Origin of the sequence: Streptomyces sp. NBC_01428 (genome assembly GCF_036231965.1) — a bacterium.
Lineage (GTDB): Bacteria > Actinomycetota > Actinomycetes > Streptomycetales > Streptomycetaceae > Streptomyces.
The window spans coordinates 451,995-465,928 of the sequence record NZ_CP109499.1; the positions used below are offsets into that span (position 1 = coordinate 451,995).

General features: G+C 70.2%; 14 protein-coding genes. 6 read left to right on the forward strand and 8 right to left on the reverse strand.

Annotation, left to right across the window (positions count from 1 at the left end; translation table 11 throughout):
* Positions 1-50: 50 nt before the first annotated feature.
* Positions 51-629, reverse strand: a complete 579-nt coding sequence (locus OG406_RS01815; protein ID WP_329183496.1) for a CGNR zinc finger domain-containing protein — start codon at positions 627-629, stop codon at positions 51-53.
* An 83-nt stretch (positions 630-712) separates the two neighbouring features.
* Here OG406_RS01815 and OG406_RS01820 point away from each other — a divergent pair, with 83 nt between their 5' ends.
* On the forward strand, positions 713-1,606 hold the full coding sequence (locus OG406_RS01820) for an alpha/beta fold hydrolase (protein WP_329183498.1): 894 nt from the start codon (positions 713-715) through the stop codon (positions 1,604-1,606).
* Positions 1,607-1,702: 96 nt separating this feature from the next.
* Here the strand turns inward: OG406_RS01820 and OG406_RS01825 are convergent, their stop codons facing one another.
* The 5 genes from OG406_RS01825 to OG406_RS01845 form a co-directional block, all read right to left on the reverse strand.
* Positions 1,703-1,993: a cupin domain-containing protein gene (locus OG406_RS01825; protein WP_267049799.1), complete on the reverse strand. Its 291-nt coding sequence runs from the start codon at positions 1,991-1,993 to the stop codon at positions 1,703-1,705.
* A 112-nt stretch (positions 1,994-2,105) separates the two neighbouring features.
* Positions 2,106-3,119, reverse strand: a complete 1,014-nt coding sequence (locus OG406_RS01830; RefSeq protein ID WP_443067039.1) for a CehA/McbA family metallohydrolase — start codon at positions 3,117-3,119, stop codon at positions 2,106-2,108.
* Positions 3,120-3,265: 146 nt separating this feature from the next.
* Positions 3,266-3,784, reverse strand: coding sequence for a hypothetical protein (locus OG406_RS01835; protein ID WP_267049798.1), 519 nt, complete (start codon positions 3,782-3,784; stop codon positions 3,266-3,268).
* Positions 3,785-3,932: 148 nt separating this feature from the next.
* On the reverse strand, positions 3,933-4,961 hold the full coding sequence (locus OG406_RS01840) for a DUF6745 domain-containing protein (RefSeq protein WP_443067040.1): 1,029 nt from the start codon (positions 4,959-4,961) through the stop codon (positions 3,933-3,935).
* 135 nt (positions 4,962-5,096) lie between these two features.
* Complete coding sequence (locus OG406_RS01845; RefSeq protein WP_164375860.1) at positions 5,097-5,423, reverse strand: hypothetical protein; 327 nt, start codon at positions 5,421-5,423, stop codon at positions 5,097-5,099.
* A 298-nt stretch (positions 5,424-5,721) separates the two neighbouring features.
* Here OG406_RS01845 and OG406_RS01850 point away from each other — a divergent pair, with 298 nt between their 5' ends.
* The 5 genes from OG406_RS01850 (at position 5,722) to OG406_RS01870 (ending at position 11,001) form a co-directional block, all read left to right on the forward strand.
* Positions 5,722-6,690 carry an STM4015 family protein gene (locus tag OG406_RS01850; protein WP_329183503.1) on the forward strand — a complete coding sequence of 323 codons (969 nt, stop codon included), beginning with the start codon at positions 5,722-5,724 and terminating at the stop codon, positions 6,688-6,690.
* Between the two features lie 34 nt (positions 6,691-6,724).
* The gene (locus OG406_RS01855; RefSeq protein ID WP_329183505.1) at positions 6,725-7,873 is read left to right on the forward strand and encodes an STM4014 family protein; all 1,149 of its coding nucleotides are present in this window, start codon (positions 6,725-6,727) and stop codon (positions 7,871-7,873) included.
* 71 nt (positions 7,874-7,944) lie between these two features.
* On the forward strand, positions 7,945-8,751 hold the full coding sequence (locus tag OG406_RS01860; RefSeq protein WP_329190610.1) for an STM4013/SEN3800 family hydrolase: 807 nt from the start codon (positions 7,945-7,947) through the stop codon (positions 8,749-8,751).
* Positions 8,748-10,103, forward strand: coding sequence for an STM4012 family radical SAM protein (locus OG406_RS01865; RefSeq protein WP_329183507.1), 1,356 nt, complete (start codon positions 8,748-8,750; stop codon positions 10,101-10,103). Before OG406_RS01860 ends, OG406_RS01865 begins: the two co-directional genes overlap by 4 nt.
* Before the next feature lie 7 nt (positions 10,104-10,110).
* Complete coding sequence (locus OG406_RS01870) at positions 10,111-11,001, forward strand: STM4011 family radical SAM protein (RefSeq protein WP_329183509.1); 891 nt, start codon at positions 10,111-10,113, stop codon at positions 10,999-11,001.
* Between the two features lie 34 nt (positions 11,002-11,035).
* On the opposite strand, the gene OG406_RS01875 is transcribed toward OG406_RS01870, so the two are convergent.
* Positions 11,036-12,217: a serine hydrolase domain-containing protein gene (locus OG406_RS01875; protein WP_329183511.1), complete on the reverse strand. Its 1,182-nt coding sequence runs from the start codon at positions 12,215-12,217 to the stop codon at positions 11,036-11,038.
* 130 nt (positions 12,218-12,347) lie between these two features.
* Positions 12,348-13,907, reverse strand: a complete 1,560-nt coding sequence (locus tag OG406_RS01880) for an alpha-L-arabinofuranosidase B (RefSeq protein ID WP_329183513.1) — start codon at positions 13,905-13,907, stop codon at positions 12,348-12,350.
* Between the last annotated feature and the right edge of the window lie 27 nt (positions 13,908-13,934).

Sequence of the window (13,934 nt, forward strand, 5' to 3'; positions counted from 1 at the left end):
CCGGTGGACCAAGACCCGCCCTGGAATCGCGCCTGCGACGAAGCCCCGGCCTAGCCGACCGGGGGCTTGTGCCGCTGGTAGTAGCGGGCGACCCGGGCACGGTTACCGCAGCGGGTCGGGGAGCACCAGCGGCGTCGCGGGTGGGCCGGCCGGAAGAGCATGACGCAGTCGGCGGCCTCGCACTCCCGGACCTTCTCCATGCCCGAGCCGGTGAGGAGGTCGGCCGCGGCCTCGGCGAAGACCGCGGCGAGAATCGCCCCGGGTGCCCCTGCGCGACGCGGCTCGGCCGTCACCACGCCTCCGTCCCAGGCGAGTTCACGGACGGACGGCGCCGCACGCTGGGCAGCGGTCAGATCACGCAGGGCGGACGGCGGCGGTTCGTCGTGGTCCAGAAGCGCCCGCACCACGGCCTCGGTGGCGGCGCGCACCGCGTGGAGCGCGGGGAGGTCGGCCGGCCCCGGTCTGAGGCCGCGGGCCATGGCCGGCATGCGGTCGTCCTGCAGCGCCAGCCATGCGGCCAGTCGTCGCGGGGTGTCGATGAGATCGGCCCGTCCGTTCGGATCGATCGGGCGGGTGTTGATCAGGTCGAGGGCGAGCGGTTCGCCGACCAAGGGGCCGTGATCATCCATGGCCTAATGCTACATGAGGCCATTGACGCATTAGAAGGATGCGGCTAGAACTAATGCATCATCCCGCCAAGGAGGCATGTGACGTGACGTCCCACAGCTCGCTCCCGCCGTTCCTCCCCGCCCAGGTCGCCCACCGCCGCATCACGGTCGGAGACGTGGAGGTCTTCTACCGGGAGTCACTCCCCCAGCACGCCGATGCTCCGGTTCTGCTGCTCCTGCATGGCTTCCCGTCCGGCTCGCACCAGTTCCGCCGCCTCATGGACACCCTGGGCAGGCGCTACCGGCTCATCGCCCCCGACTATCCCGGTTTCGGTCACACCGACGCGCCCGAGGACTTCGTCCACACCTTCGACCGTCTCGCCGATGTCCTCGACGGCTTCACCGATGCCCTCGGTCTGAGCCGGTACGCGCTCTACGTGTTCGACTTCGGCGCCCCCGTCGGGCTTCGCCACGCAACTCGCCACCCGGAGCGGATCACCGGGCTGGTCGTGCAGAACGGAAACGCCTACGAGGAGGGCCTGTCGGACATGGCCCGCGCCTTCACCGCCCTCACCCCCGACACCCCCGGCGCCGAGCGGACGATCCTTGACCTGTTCACCCTGGAGGCCACCCGGGCGCAGTACGAGACCGGAACGGCGCACCCTGAACTGATCGCGCCGGACGGCTGGCTGCTGGACCAGTACTTTCTCGATCAGCCAGGGCGCAAGCGAGCCCAACTCGCCCTGGCCTACGACTACAAGAGCAACGTCGCCGCCTACCCGGCGTGGCAGGCGTGGCTGCGCGAACACCAGCCCCCGTTGCTGGTCGTGTGGGGCACGGGTGACCAGTTCTTCGTCGAGGCGGGTGCCCACGCCTACACGCGGGACGTACCCGGCGCCCAGGTGCACCTGTTCCCGACCGGGCACTTCGCCCTGGAGGACCACCTGCCCGAGATCGCCCCGCTGATCGCCGACTTCCTCGACGGACTCCCGGCGTGAACCGCTGGTCTCCGGCCGGGCCGGCCACCCCGGCGCTCAGTGGCCCGGGCACCACAGGGCCGTGACAACCTGCCCCACGGCGACGGGAACCTGCCGCTACTTCCGCTTGAGTTCGATCTCGACGAAAGCCAGGGCCGAGCCGCCGGCGTTGACGACCTCGTGTTCCCCGCCCGCCGGGCGCGCGTAGGACTCCCCTGCCCGCAGCTCCGAGGAGGTGGTCGTGCCGTCGGGGGTGACGATGTCGGTCCGGCCGTCGGTCACGGGGACCACGACGTAGTCGTACGCGTGGACGTGCCGGCCCGTGCTCTCCCCGGGCTCGAAGTCCCAGCGGGTCACTCGCACCTGCTCGTCCTCGTGCTGCACGCTCGCGCGGGCGGTGGTCGTCATCGCACATCTCCTCGTCATCGGCTGCCGCACCCGACGGTCGCGGCAGACGGGCACCGTCGGCTGACACTGGCCTGCGGGTGACACCGCGCGGTCGCCAAGCATATGTACGCGGTCAGGTCAGCAGGATCGGATTCGTGAGAGCGGCCATGCCACCGTGGGGATGACGCACCTCGATCCGGACGAACGCCGAGTCTTCCGACCTCGTATGCCATGCGAGGGTGCCCGTGCCGGCGCCGGACAACGCCTCACAGTGCACTTCGCCACGGTCGGTGTGAAAACTGACCGTCGCCCGGGGGACACCACTCACACGGACACGCACTCTGACGGATTCCCCCTGTGCAGACAGGCGTTCGCCGATCCCCGCGGTGTGCCCTGCCGCGACGGCCGAGAGTGACAGAGCGACAGTTGATGCCTCCGCGATCCAGCTGCGGCCTGCACGTAAGCCGTCCAGTATGGCCGCTGCGCCGAGTTCCTCGGCGAGTACGACCGTGTGCGGGACGCCGATCTGGCCCTCGAGGTGGGTGTCGCTGTTGCCGATGGCAGGCCGCCAGCGGCCCGTGCGGCTCCCCTGCACGAGAGCCTGACCCCACGCGGCGAGTGCGGCTTCGTTGTCCGCGTTCCACGGTCGCTCCGACGCCCACAGGCCGTTCCACACCTCGACCGCGTCGAACCCTTCGTACGAGTACATGAAGCTGCCTGACGGATACGGCGCGTGGGGGTGCGCAGCCACAGAGATTCCACCGGAGTCACGGACCTGACGCAGGCCTCGGCCGATGAGATCGTCGCCCACTCCGTAGTCCCACTCGATCAACTCCCCTGGCGCTATGCCGAGTGCCAGCCAGTGCCCGGTCTTGGTGGTCACCTCTTCACCCAAGAGGATCAGCAGGCCGTCCGAGGCAAGGGACGCCCAGATCCCATGCGCGCTTGCGGTGTTGTGCTCCGTCGTGGCAAGGAAGTCGAGCCCCACAGCGCGAGCATCGGCGGCCAACTGTTCAGGAGCGAGCTCGCCGTCCGAGTACACGGAGTGGACGTGGCAGTCTCCCCGATACCAGTTCGCGCCATGCGCTCGTGCCCCCGCGCGCGGGGGCCCCGACTCCGACGTAATTGCCCTTGCCGTCACATCCACAGCACGCCGTCCTCCTCGTGCTCGCGGGCCCGTCCGGCGTAGCGACCGACGTACTCGTCCATCGTCCGGGGCTTGCTCATGCCGCCAGTCTGGCAGGTGGTGCTCCGGCCGACACTCCGTACTTCTTCAGAGGCCCAGTCGAGTGCTCACGGGAAATACAGAGCCGCCTTCTCCAGCACGTGGTTCGTGAACATGCCTCCCCAGCGGGTCCGGCCCCGGTACATCGTGGTGTGTGTGCCGGACGGGGTGGTCTCGACCGTGATGGGGCGGCTGATCAGTGTCGTGTCGAGTATGCGGGCGTCCTGAGCGGCCCAGCGGGCGGCCTCGGGACGGACGTGCCCACTCACCAGGGCGGGGAGCACGAGTGCCGCGTTGCGTGCACCCGGTATGCCGCCGCGCAGGCTCTTGGCGTATTCCATGGCCCATACGGTGAAGGCGCCGAGGGTGGCCGCGTCGATCGTGGGGACGGCGGTCGCGAAGACGAACAGTTCGGCCTTCGTTCCGAACCAGCGGGCCTTGCGGTCGGCCCGGCAGCCGATCACCACGCGGGAGTCGTTCCAGTGCGGCGAGGTCACCGTGCAACCGTCGGTCGTGAGCCGTTCTTGGAACGCTGCGAGGTATGTGGCCGCCGCGTCGGCGGTCGGTCCGGTTGCGTGCAGGTTCATGTGCGAATCCTCCAATATCCTTGGTTCGTAAGGGAAGAGGCGGAAATGAGGTCATGATCCGGACAGGAGCCGCGACCGCGAAAGGACGGACCTCTGAGCGGCTCCGCCGGAGCGGACAGCGTCACTGGCGGCAGGTCCACCACCGCCCTCACGTCTCCTGCGCCGGTTCATACACTTCGGCACCGAGTCCGAACGTCCAGGCGACACCCTCACGAGCCGTGCGGGTCGAGGGTGGGACGCGGAGCCAGTAGGTGCGGCTCGTGCCGTCCGGTTCCGGGGTGGAGTTGATGACCTCCACCATCACCACGTCCTCGTCGCCGACCAGTTCGACGCGCCACAGCACGCCCGTCTCGTCGCGGTGCACCGGAACGGCGCCGGACTCTTCGAGGTAGCGGTCGTAGCCGTAGTGCTCCAGCATGACGCGGCGCAGTTCGGCGTTCTCCTCGTCGCGGATCCGCTCGGGTGTCAGCTCGGTGAGTTCGTCGAGGAAGGTGCTCGGGACGGGCATTCCACGCCACGCGTACAGTTCGAAGCCGTCGCCGTAGGCCAGTGCCGGGCCGTCACCTCTGTCCAGGCGGCCGGCCTCGTCGCGGTGCAGGCTCAGCGGTCGTTCGCTGATGACCGCCACTTTCTCGTAGGGCCACCACCAGCCGGCGTCGCGGGCCACCGCGGCGATTCCGGCGAGGGGGCCGGTGTCGCCGGCATCGAAGGCGCTGAGCCATGGCGCGTCGTGCTGGCCCAGGGCCGCGTCCAGGAGCAGCAGTCGGATCAGGCTCTCCTCGTGCCGGCCGGTCGCGAGGTCCTCGACGATCCCCGACCGCACCCGCTCGGTCAGTGTGCGGGTCGACTCCCACAGGGCCGCTCCGGTGGCCCGCCAGTGACCGCTCCATCCTTCGGGGCCGAGTTGCCGGTGGGCGCGATCGCGTGCCGCCGCCCAGGGCCTGCCGACGACCGCCTCGCGCACGCTGGGGCCGGTGTCGCCCAGGCTCGTTCCGTCGGCGGGTGCGGTCCCCCTGAGGATGCGCACGGCCTCATGCGGCGAGCGTGCCCAGACGATGCGGGCGGGCGCGTCGAGCCCCGCCTGCCGGTAGGCCAGCCGGACGCCTTCTTCGGCGGAGGTCCGGTCCCCCGCTCCCGTCCGCACTGCCGCGGCCCGCCAACTTCCCTGCTCCATCACGCCGTTCCTCTCCGAGTTCTCAAGGTGTCCGCACAGCACGCGGAGCTTGTGGGTCCTGTCGGTCCGTCGCCGCCTGAGGTGCCCCCGCGCTGCCACGCGCCGTTCCGCGTCGGCAGCGTGCGCCGCCCCGGCGTGTCAGTCGGCGACGATCCGTACCGATCCCGGCACGTACTCCCGCTGGCGAATCACCCGGTACCAGCCTCTGTGCAGCGAGATGGGTCCGTGTTCCTCGTGGACGACCCGCGCGCCGTCGGGAACGTGCAGCAGCATCGGGCCGAACACTCCGGCTTCGCGGATCAGCCGTCCGGGTCCGACCACGGCATGGGCGTGTCCGGTGACCTCACCGAGTGCCAGGACCAGCCGTCCGCGGCCGTCCCGCGGTTCGGACGGCGCCGCGAGGGCGTGCTCCGGCACCGCCTTCTCGTCCAACGGCACGATCAGCACGTCTCCTTGGCGGAACATGGTTCTCCCTCCCGTCGCGGCACCGGGATGTGCCGTGGAAAGGACGGTAGGGGGGACCACTGACAATCGGCCTCAGACGTGTGTGTGATGCCCCTGTTGAACGGGCGTCGTGGTGAGCCCGGTGGGCCTTCGAGCCGCTGTACTCCGCTTTCGTCTCCTCTGCCGTCCACAAGTGGCGACCCCTGTTGGCCGCGATGTCAGTGGGACTTGGTAGAACTCCTCTACCTGGGTGTGGTCCGCGGGCGGGACTCACCACGATCGTCGATCCACCGGAAGCAGTACGAAGGAGCGGGTCCGCATGACCATCGGTAGCCACCTCAAGGAGTTCCACGGCCTGCCGGCCTTCACCTTCCCCGACGCCGGCGACTCGTCGTCGGAGGCGGAGTCGCTTCCCGCTCCCGATTCGGTGGCCTGGCGCATCGCCGTGGACGCCTACGACAGTGAGGAGGAGTGGCAGGACGCGTTCGCGCGCTTCCTGGCGGCGGTGGACTCGCGGCAGGTGCGGGCGCTGATCGTCGGCGCGTGGAGCGAGGTGTACGACACGGCCCCGGACGCGGTGATCGGCGCCCTGGTGGCCGCACGTGACCAACTGCCCGCACTGCGCGGTCTGTTCCTCGGCGACATCGTCATGGAGGAGTGTGAGATCTCCTGGATCGTCCAGGGTGACGTGACCCCCCTCCTCCAGGCCTTCCCGGCCCTGGAGCAGTTCGGCGTCCGGGGTGGCAATCAGCTCGTCTTCCCCGCCGTCCGGCACGAGCGGCTGCGCAGTCTGACCGTCGAGACCGGCGGCATGCCCGTCGAGGCGGTGCGCGGCATCGCCGGCAGCGACCTGCCCGCCCTGGTGGCGCTCGACCTGTGGCTGGGCACCTCGGAGTACGGAGGCGATGCCGATGTCTCCGACCTGGAGCCGTTCTTCGCGGGTGACCGGCTGCCCAGCCTGATCCGCCTCGGCCTGCGCAACAGCGAGATCCAGGACGACGTGTGCCGGGCACTGGCGTCGGCCCCCATCGTGGCGCGCCTGGAGGATCTCGACATCTCCATGGGCGTACTCACGGACGACGGCGCGACGGCACTGCTGTCGGGCCAGCCGCTGACGCACCTGAAGAAGCTCGATCTCCACCACAACTACCTCAGTTCGGCGATTCGTACCCGCCTCCTCGAGACGCTGGAGCCCGCCGGTGTGCAGGTCGACGCCGGTCAGGGTGACGCGGAGTCCGACGAGGAGGACGACGGGACCGTGTGGCGTTTCGTCGCGGTGGGTGAGTGACACCGACCGCCGCGACACGCGACGAGGACGAGCGATGAGTGACAAGCCGCGCGTGCCGCTGAAGTGGGCGGTCGTCGCCAACGGGGAGAACCGGCGGGTCGACCTGTTCGCGGCGGCGGCCGAGGACGCGGGCTGTGGCACGCCCCGCGTCGTCGAATGGCTCGACGTCCTGCGGGACGGCGGGCACGACTTCGCCGACGACGAATGGGTCCGGCTGGACTCCCCCGGCGAGAACGCGGAGGTGGACCGCCTGCTGCGCGGCACCCACGACCCGACCCGGGTCGAGGGTTCGGCGCGCTGGTACGCGGGCTTCCTGGACGGTGTGCGGTCGTTGCGCGGCGGCCGGCGCCTGGACGACCCCGCGGATCTGGCCGTGCTCTTCGACAAGCGGCTGTGTCACGCCCGTCTCGACGCGGCGGGTGTGCCGGTGCCCCCGTCGCCCACCTCCGGTGTCCGTCGGCCCGTCGAGAGCTGGAGCGATGTGCGGGTCCTCATGGCGGAGGCGGGACTGCGGCGGGCGTTCGTCAAGCTCGCTCACGGTTCGTCCGCCTCGGGCGTGCTGGCCGTCGAGACGAGCACCACCGGCCGCATCCGGGCGACCACTTCGGTGGAGCGCACGGCTGACGGCGGTCTCCACAACTCCCTGCGGATCCGCCGTTACACGGACGAGGCGGAGATCGCCGCCATCGTGGACACGCTCGCACCGGACGGGCTGCACATCGAGCGCTGGCTGCCGAAGGCCTCGCTCGGCGACCGGTCCGCCGACCTGCGGGTCGTGGTCGTGGCCGGCCGGGCCACCCACGCCGTGGTCAGGACGAGTCGCTCCCCGCTCACCAACCTGCATCTGGGCGGGGCACGCGGTGATCTCGCGGCCGTACGCGCGCTGGCGGGTGACCGGTGGGCGCAGGCTCTCGACATCAGCGAGCGGGCCGCAGCCTGCTTCCCCGGCACCCTGTGTGTCGGCGTCGATCTGCTTCCCGCGATCGGCTGGCGCCGGTTCACCGTGGGAGAGGTGAACGCCTTCGGTGACCTGCTCCCCCGCCTGACGGGTCTGCCCGGCAGCGGCGCCGAGGGCCTGGACACGTATGCGGCGCAGGTCGCGGCCGTCCAGTCCGTCCCACCCGACCGCTTCCCCGCACGCCCCGCTCCCTCCGCTCGACGCACCACCGAGGACAGCACATGATCCCGCCCGACACCGACACCGCCGCCGCGCACAGGCCGCCCGCCGCACCCGGTGCCTGCGACACACCGGACATGAACGAGGTGGTGGGCCGCGACGACCTGCTCCTGCTCACGCTCGACACCCTGCGCTACGACGTGGCCGTCGAACTCGCCGCCGCCGGCCGCCTTCCGAACCTCGCGGCGCATCTGCCCGGGGGCACCTGGGAGCGGCGCCACGCGCCGGGCAACTTCACCTACGCCTCGCACCAGGCGATGTTCGCGGGATTCCTCCCCACGCCCGCCGCCCCGGGACCGCATCCCCGGTTGTTCGCGGCGCGCTTCGCGGGCAGCGAGACGACAGCGGGCCGCACGTACGTCTTCGACACCCCGGATCTGGTGTCCGGCCTCGCCGCCCGGGGCTACCGCACGGTGTGCATCGGCGGGGTCGGCTTCTTCAACAAACAGGGCGCGCTCGGCGGCGTACTGCCCGGCCTCTTCGAGGAGAGCCACTGGGAGCCGGAGTTCTCGGTGGCCTCTCCGACCTCGTTCGAGGCCCAGGTCGCCCGGGCCGAGAAGACCGTGGCCGAACTTCCTCCCCGGCAGAGGCTGTTCCTGTTCCTGAACGCGTCGGCCCTGCATCAGCCGAACTGGTTCCATCTGCCCGGCGCGACCCCGGAGACCGGCGACAGCCGGGCCACTCACGCGGCGGCTCTGGAGTACATCGACCGGCATGTGGGCCGGCTGCTCGCCGCCATGAGTTCCAGGCGCCGGTGCTTCGCCATCGTCTGCTCCGATCACGGCACCGCCTACGGGGACGACGGCTACACCGGCCACCGCCTCGGCCACGACTGCGTGTGGACCGTGCCCTACAGCCACTTCTTCCTGGAGCCGACCGTATGACCCTCACTCCCGTGGCCGCCCCGGCCGGGACACCGCGCCCGTACCAGAGCTACACCTACGCCTATCCGCACAAGACCGCCTATCGTCCCCTCACTCCGCGCCCCGCGCTGAAGGACCTGTGGGCGGGCGAGTCCCGGAGTTCGCTCTCGCTGTACGTGCACATACCGTTCTGCGAGGTCCGCTGCGGGTTCTGCAACCTGTTCACCCGGATCGGTGCGCCCGACGATCTGAGCGGGCGCTACCTGGACGCGGTGCGACGCCAGGCCGTGGCGATGCGCGAGGCACTGGGCGACGACGAGCCCCCGCGATTCGCCAACGCCGCGTTCGGCGGTGGGACACCCACGTTCCTCGACGCCGGCGAGCTGGAGCGGCTGTGCGACATCGCCGAGCGGGAGATGGGTGCCGACCTCCGTTCGATCCCCCTGTCCGTCGAAGCCTCTCCCTCCACGGCCACCGCCGACCGGCTGGCCGTGCTGGTGGCGCGGGGCACCACGCGCCTCAGCCTGGGAGTGCAGAGCTTCGTCGAGGAGGAGTCACGCGCCGCAGTACGGCCGCAACGCCGCTCCGAGGTGGAAGCGGCACTCGCGCGGATCCGCGAGGCGGCGGTACCGGTCCTCAACATCGACCTGATCTACGGCATCGACGGCCAGACGGCGGCCAGTTGGCGTGTCTCCCTGGACGCGGCCCTGTCCTGGCGGCCGGAGGAGATCTACCTCTACCCGCTGTACATCCGTCCTCTCACCGGCCTCGGCCGGCACACCGATCCGCACCGTGCCGACCGCGAGTGGGACGAGCAGCGCCTGCGCCGGTACCGCGAGGGGCGCGACCATCTGCTGGCCCACGGCTACGAACAGGTGTCGATGCGCATGTTCCGCCGCGCGGACGCGCCACCTCAGGGACCGGACGACTACGCCTGCCAGACCGACGGCATGATCGGCCTGGGCTGCGGCGCCCGCTCGTACACCTCGACGCTGCACTACTCCTTCGACTACGCCGTGACGATGCGGGAGATCCGCGGCATCATCGACGACTACACCGCGACCGAGGACTTCTCCCGCGTCCTGCACGGCCGCCATGTGAACGAGGACGAGGCCCGGCGCAGGCACCTGCTGCAGTCTCTGCTCCAGGCCGAGGGCCTGCCCGTGACGGACTACCGTCACCGCTTCGGCTCCGATCCCCGGGACGACTTCCGTTCCGAACTGGACACCCTCGCCGCACGGGGATGGCTCATGCCGCCCGGCGACGGTCGGCTGTGTCTGTCCCCCGAAGGACTCGCCCACTCGGACGCGATCGGGCCCGAGTTCTTCTCCCCGGCCGTGCGGGACGCCATGGCCGCCTACGAACTGAAGTGAGACCGCAGTGGACCTGACGATTCTGTACCGCGGGCCGCTCGCCTCCTGCGACTACGACTGCCCGTACTGCCCGTTCGCCAAGCGCCGGGACACCACGGACCAACTGCGCTCCGACCGGGCGGCGTTGCAGCGGTTCACCACGTGGGCGGGCGAGCAGCGGGAGGACCGGCTGTCGGTGCTCTTCACCCCGTGGGGCGAGGGCCTGGTCCGTTCCTGGTACCGCCGTGCTCTCGTGGAGCTGTCCCACCAACCCCACATCCAGCGGGTCGCGATCCAGACGAACCTGAGCTGCCGCACCGACTGGCTCCAGGAGGCGGACCGGGACACGGTGGCGCTGTGGTGCACGTACCACCCCGGGCAGACGCCGCACGAACGCTTCCTCGCCAAGGCACGCCGGCTCACCGCCCTGGGCGTGCGCTTCAGCGTCGGCGTCGTCGGCCTGCCCGAGCATCTGGAACCGGCGCGACGGCTGCGCGAGCAGCTCCCGGAGCACGTGTACCTGTGGGTGAACGCCGCGGAAGGACACACCTACTCCGACGAGCGGGCCGCCGAGTGGACCGCGCTCGACCCGCTCTTCCCCTTCAGCCGCCATCCGCACCGCTCGGCCGGCCTGCCCTGCCGCACCGGAGAGTCCGTCATCTCGGTGGACGGCGACGGAACGGTCCGCCGCTGCCACTTCGTTCGCGGCGAACTGGGCAACCTGTACGACGGTTCCTACCGGACCGCACTCGCTCCGCGCCCCTGTCCCCTGACCTCGTGCGACTGCCACATCGGCTACGTGCATCTGGAAACGCTGCCGCTGTACGACGTCTTCGCGGGCGGGGTACTGGAACGCGTCCCGCGGATGACGCCGGACCGGGACCTCCTGCCGGTGGTCCCGGCACGCCGGCCGGTCTGACCGACACCACCACGTCCCTTCACCGGCCGCTCTATCAGCGGGCGTTGACGTTCCCGGCGCACAGGGCGTGATCCACCAGGTCGCTGGCGGCCCGCTCCTGTTCCAGGATGTGGTCCGGGCTGTCGCCGCGCGCCTCGGACATGGAGACCACGACACTTCGAGTTCCGCTCGGGGTGACGCCGTTGAGCGTGATGTAGCCGCCGTCCCCGCCCTCATGACTCCAGTAGGTCCCGCCACAGCTCAGCGGGCGTTCGACCAGCCCGAGTCCGTATCGGCCGCCGGGCCACAGCTGTTGGACCTCCGCGTTCACCGGCACGGTGCGCTTCATCTCGGCCAGCTGTCGACGCGGCAGGAGACGGCCTCCCAGCAACGCACGGAGGAAGCGGTTCTCGTCCCCCGTGGTCGTGACGAACGAGAGGTTCTCGTGGTCCACGGGGATCTGGTCCGTGACGTCCGCGCGTGCTCCGGGGCCGAACAACTGGTAGGCGTTCGCGTGCGGTCGAGGGAGGGTGGACGCGGTGCCGCCCCATCGGGTCCGGCCGAGGGCGAGCGGGCGCAGGATGCGGTGTTCGATCTCCTGGTGGGCGGGGTGGCCCGTGGCTCGGTGGATGATCGCGGCGAGCAGGATGTACCCCGTGTTGGAGTACTGCCAGCCCTCGCCCGGCGGGAAGTCCGGGGCGTGATCCATGGCGCGGGCGATCAACTGCTCCGAGCTGTAGACGTAGTGGCGCTGCTCGTAGTACTCCTGCGGCGTGGTGTAGCCGGGCACGTCGTCGTGCAGGCCGCTCGTGTGCTGGAGGAGCTGTCGGACGGTGATCCGGCGGCCGTCGTTGCCGTTGCCGTCGACCACTCCCGGGAGCCAGTGGTCCACGGTGTCGTCCAGGGACAGCCTGCCCTCGGCCTCCAGTTGGAGGACGACGGTGGCGATCAGTGTCTTGGACGTGCTGGCCATACGGAAGTAGCCATCCGGAGGGACCGGACGACCGGTGTCCAGGTCGGCGGTTCCGCTGGTCGCGACCGTCTGCCGGCCGTCGGGGTCGATCGTTCGGGCCTGGACACCGCTGACGCCGAGCGCATGGATCGCCCGAGTGTCCTCGCGCAACTGCCGTTCGAGGGTGGGTCTTTGAGGCTGCGCGGCGGCGGTGCCCGCCTCGGCGGTGAGCAACGCCGCGATGCCGAGCGCCAGGGCCAGGCGTTTACGCCGAGTCGAGGTCATGGTCGAACGCTAGGTTCCCGCGAGAGGGCGGGGTATCCGGCGGACCCCCGGCTCCGGTTGGGGATATCCCCCCGCGCGATGCGTCATGGGGTGGCCGCCCCGCCGGGAGGGCGGCCACCCGTGCTCGGCGTCAGGGGGTCCAGGGAGCGGCGACCGCCCAGCTGACGTCGTCGGGCCAGAGGGCCGTGGCGTCGAAGGTGTTGGAGCCGCCGTTCGAGGCGACGTATCCGGTGTTGGCGTAGTGGCGGATGTAGCGGTCGGCGAAGTTGTAGGAGACGAGTGAATTGCCCTGACCGTTCACGCCGGCCTGCGAGCAGAAGGTGGCGTCGTTGGCGAACAGGACGCTGCCGTCGTTGGGGTGGAGGTAGAGCTGGAAGTTCTGGTGCCGCAGGTAGCTGCCCGGCGTGTTCTTCGACTCGAAGGAGCGGCAGGCGCTGTTGGCCAGGCCGGGGCGGACGATCCAGGAGGCGTTCGCCTTGTCGGTCGCCGCGCTCGTGGAGGTGACGACCGCGGTGGCGACACTGGTGCCGGAGTGACTGAGGAAGCTGGTGGTGCAGCAGGCGGTGGTCGCGCGGAGCGAGATCGTCGACCCGGTGTTGAGGGCGGTCCCGCCGCCCGAGCCCGGTGTGTATCCGGCTGCGACGATGTTGGCCTGGACGGCGTTCTCGGTGGCGTCGGAGGGATAGCCGGAGGTCATGACGCCCTCGTAGAAGGTGCCGGCGGAGCTGTTGCTGTTGTCGCCGCCGATGCCGAGGATGATCGCGCCCTCCTTCTTCATCGGGTTGTAGCCGGAGGCGTTCGGCCGGACTCCGTTGTAGTAGGTGGACAGGCCGCCCGACTGGGCGTTTCCGCCGCGGATGGCCCAGTGGTTCGACTCGCCCTTGACGATCGCGGTGAGGAAGCGGTGGTTCACGGTCGGGTCGTTCGCGTTGTTGCCCGGATTGATCCCGGAGAACAGGCCGTTCTCCAGGTCGGCCATGACCCAGGGGCCGTTGCCCGCGCCGGAGCCCCACCCTCGGCTGTTGCCGAAGTAGACGGCCTCCATGGTGCCGTTGCCGTTGTCGCGGCTGTTGGTCTCGGCGTTGCCGTAGTCGAAGCAGCAGCCGTCGTTGTAGTGCGTGCCGTCGAAGAGCGCGTACATGCCCTCGGGCCGGTCGCCTGTGGCGATCCCGTTCGTCGCGTTGTTGCGGTAGCCGGTTCCGGGCGAGACGAAGACACCATAGGCGCGGTTGCCGTTGAGGGAGACCGGCGCCATCGTGGCGTTGGCGAGCTTGTCGTAACCGCCGGCCTCCGGTCCGTTGAACCCGCCCGGGGGTGCCTGGGTGAGGCGGTTGTTCCGGCCGGTCTGGTCGTAGACGACGGTGATGACGCAGCTCGTTCCGGCGCAGAACGAGTCCTGTGCGGCGGCGTTGGCGTAGCCGCCCGCGCCGAGAACCCCGATGTCACGCGTGGCGTTGTCCGAAGCACGGCGCACCTGGTAGAGCGCCCCGTTGTAGGCGCCGTACAGGGCGCGGGTGGTGCTGTGTGCCGCCACGCACGGGGTGCCCCCTGCGGCGTAGAGGTCGCAGGGCTGGGATGTCGCGGCCTGGGAGACCGACGTTCCCGAGAGGGCCCCTGCGACGAGTACGGCGGCGAGGGTCGCCGTCAGGGTGGCGGCGCGACGTCGGAGAACGGACCGAAGTCCTCTCATCTGTGTCCTCGATTCCATGGTGGGTTT

What these genes read in the sequence shown, in the direction of transcription:
- OG406_RS01880 (WP_329183513.1), bottom strand. Translation starts at nt 13,907, where the DNA reads ATGAGAGGACTTCGGTCCGTTCTCCGACGTCGCGCCGCCACCCTGACG.
- OG406_RS01825 (WP_267049799.1), bottom strand. Translation starts at nt 1,993, where the DNA reads ATGACGACCACCGCCCGCGCGAGCGTGCAGCACGAGGACGAGCAGGTG.
- OG406_RS01835 (WP_267049798.1), bottom strand. Translation starts at nt 3,784, where the DNA reads ATGAACCTGCACGCAACCGGACCGACCGCCGACGCGGCGGCCACATAC.
- OG406_RS01855 (WP_329183505.1), top strand. Translation starts at nt 6,725, where the DNA reads ATGAGTGACAAGCCGCGCGTGCCGCTGAAGTGGGCGGTCGTCGCCAAC.
- OG406_RS01865 (WP_329183507.1), top strand. Translation starts at nt 8,748, where the DNA reads ATGACCCTCACTCCCGTGGCCGCCCCGGCCGGGACACCGCGCCCGTAC.
- OG406_RS01875 (WP_329183511.1), bottom strand. Translation starts at nt 12,217, where the DNA reads ATGACCTCGACTCGGCGTAAACGCCTGGCCCTGGCGCTCGGCATCGCG.
- OG406_RS01845 (WP_164375860.1), bottom strand. Translation starts at nt 5,423, where the DNA reads ATGTTCCGCCAAGGAGACGTGCTGATCGTGCCGTTGGACGAGAAGGCG.
- OG406_RS01815 (WP_329183496.1), bottom strand. Translation starts at nt 629, where the DNA reads ATGGATGATCACGGCCCCTTGGTCGGCGAACCGCTCGCCCTCGACCTG.
- OG406_RS01850 (WP_329183503.1), top strand. Translation starts at nt 5,722, where the DNA reads ATGACCATCGGTAGCCACCTCAAGGAGTTCCACGGCCTGCCGGCCTTC.
- OG406_RS01860 (WP_329190610.1), top strand. Translation starts at nt 7,945, where the DNA reads ATGAACGAGGTGGTGGGCCGCGACGACCTGCTCCTGCTCACGCTCGAC.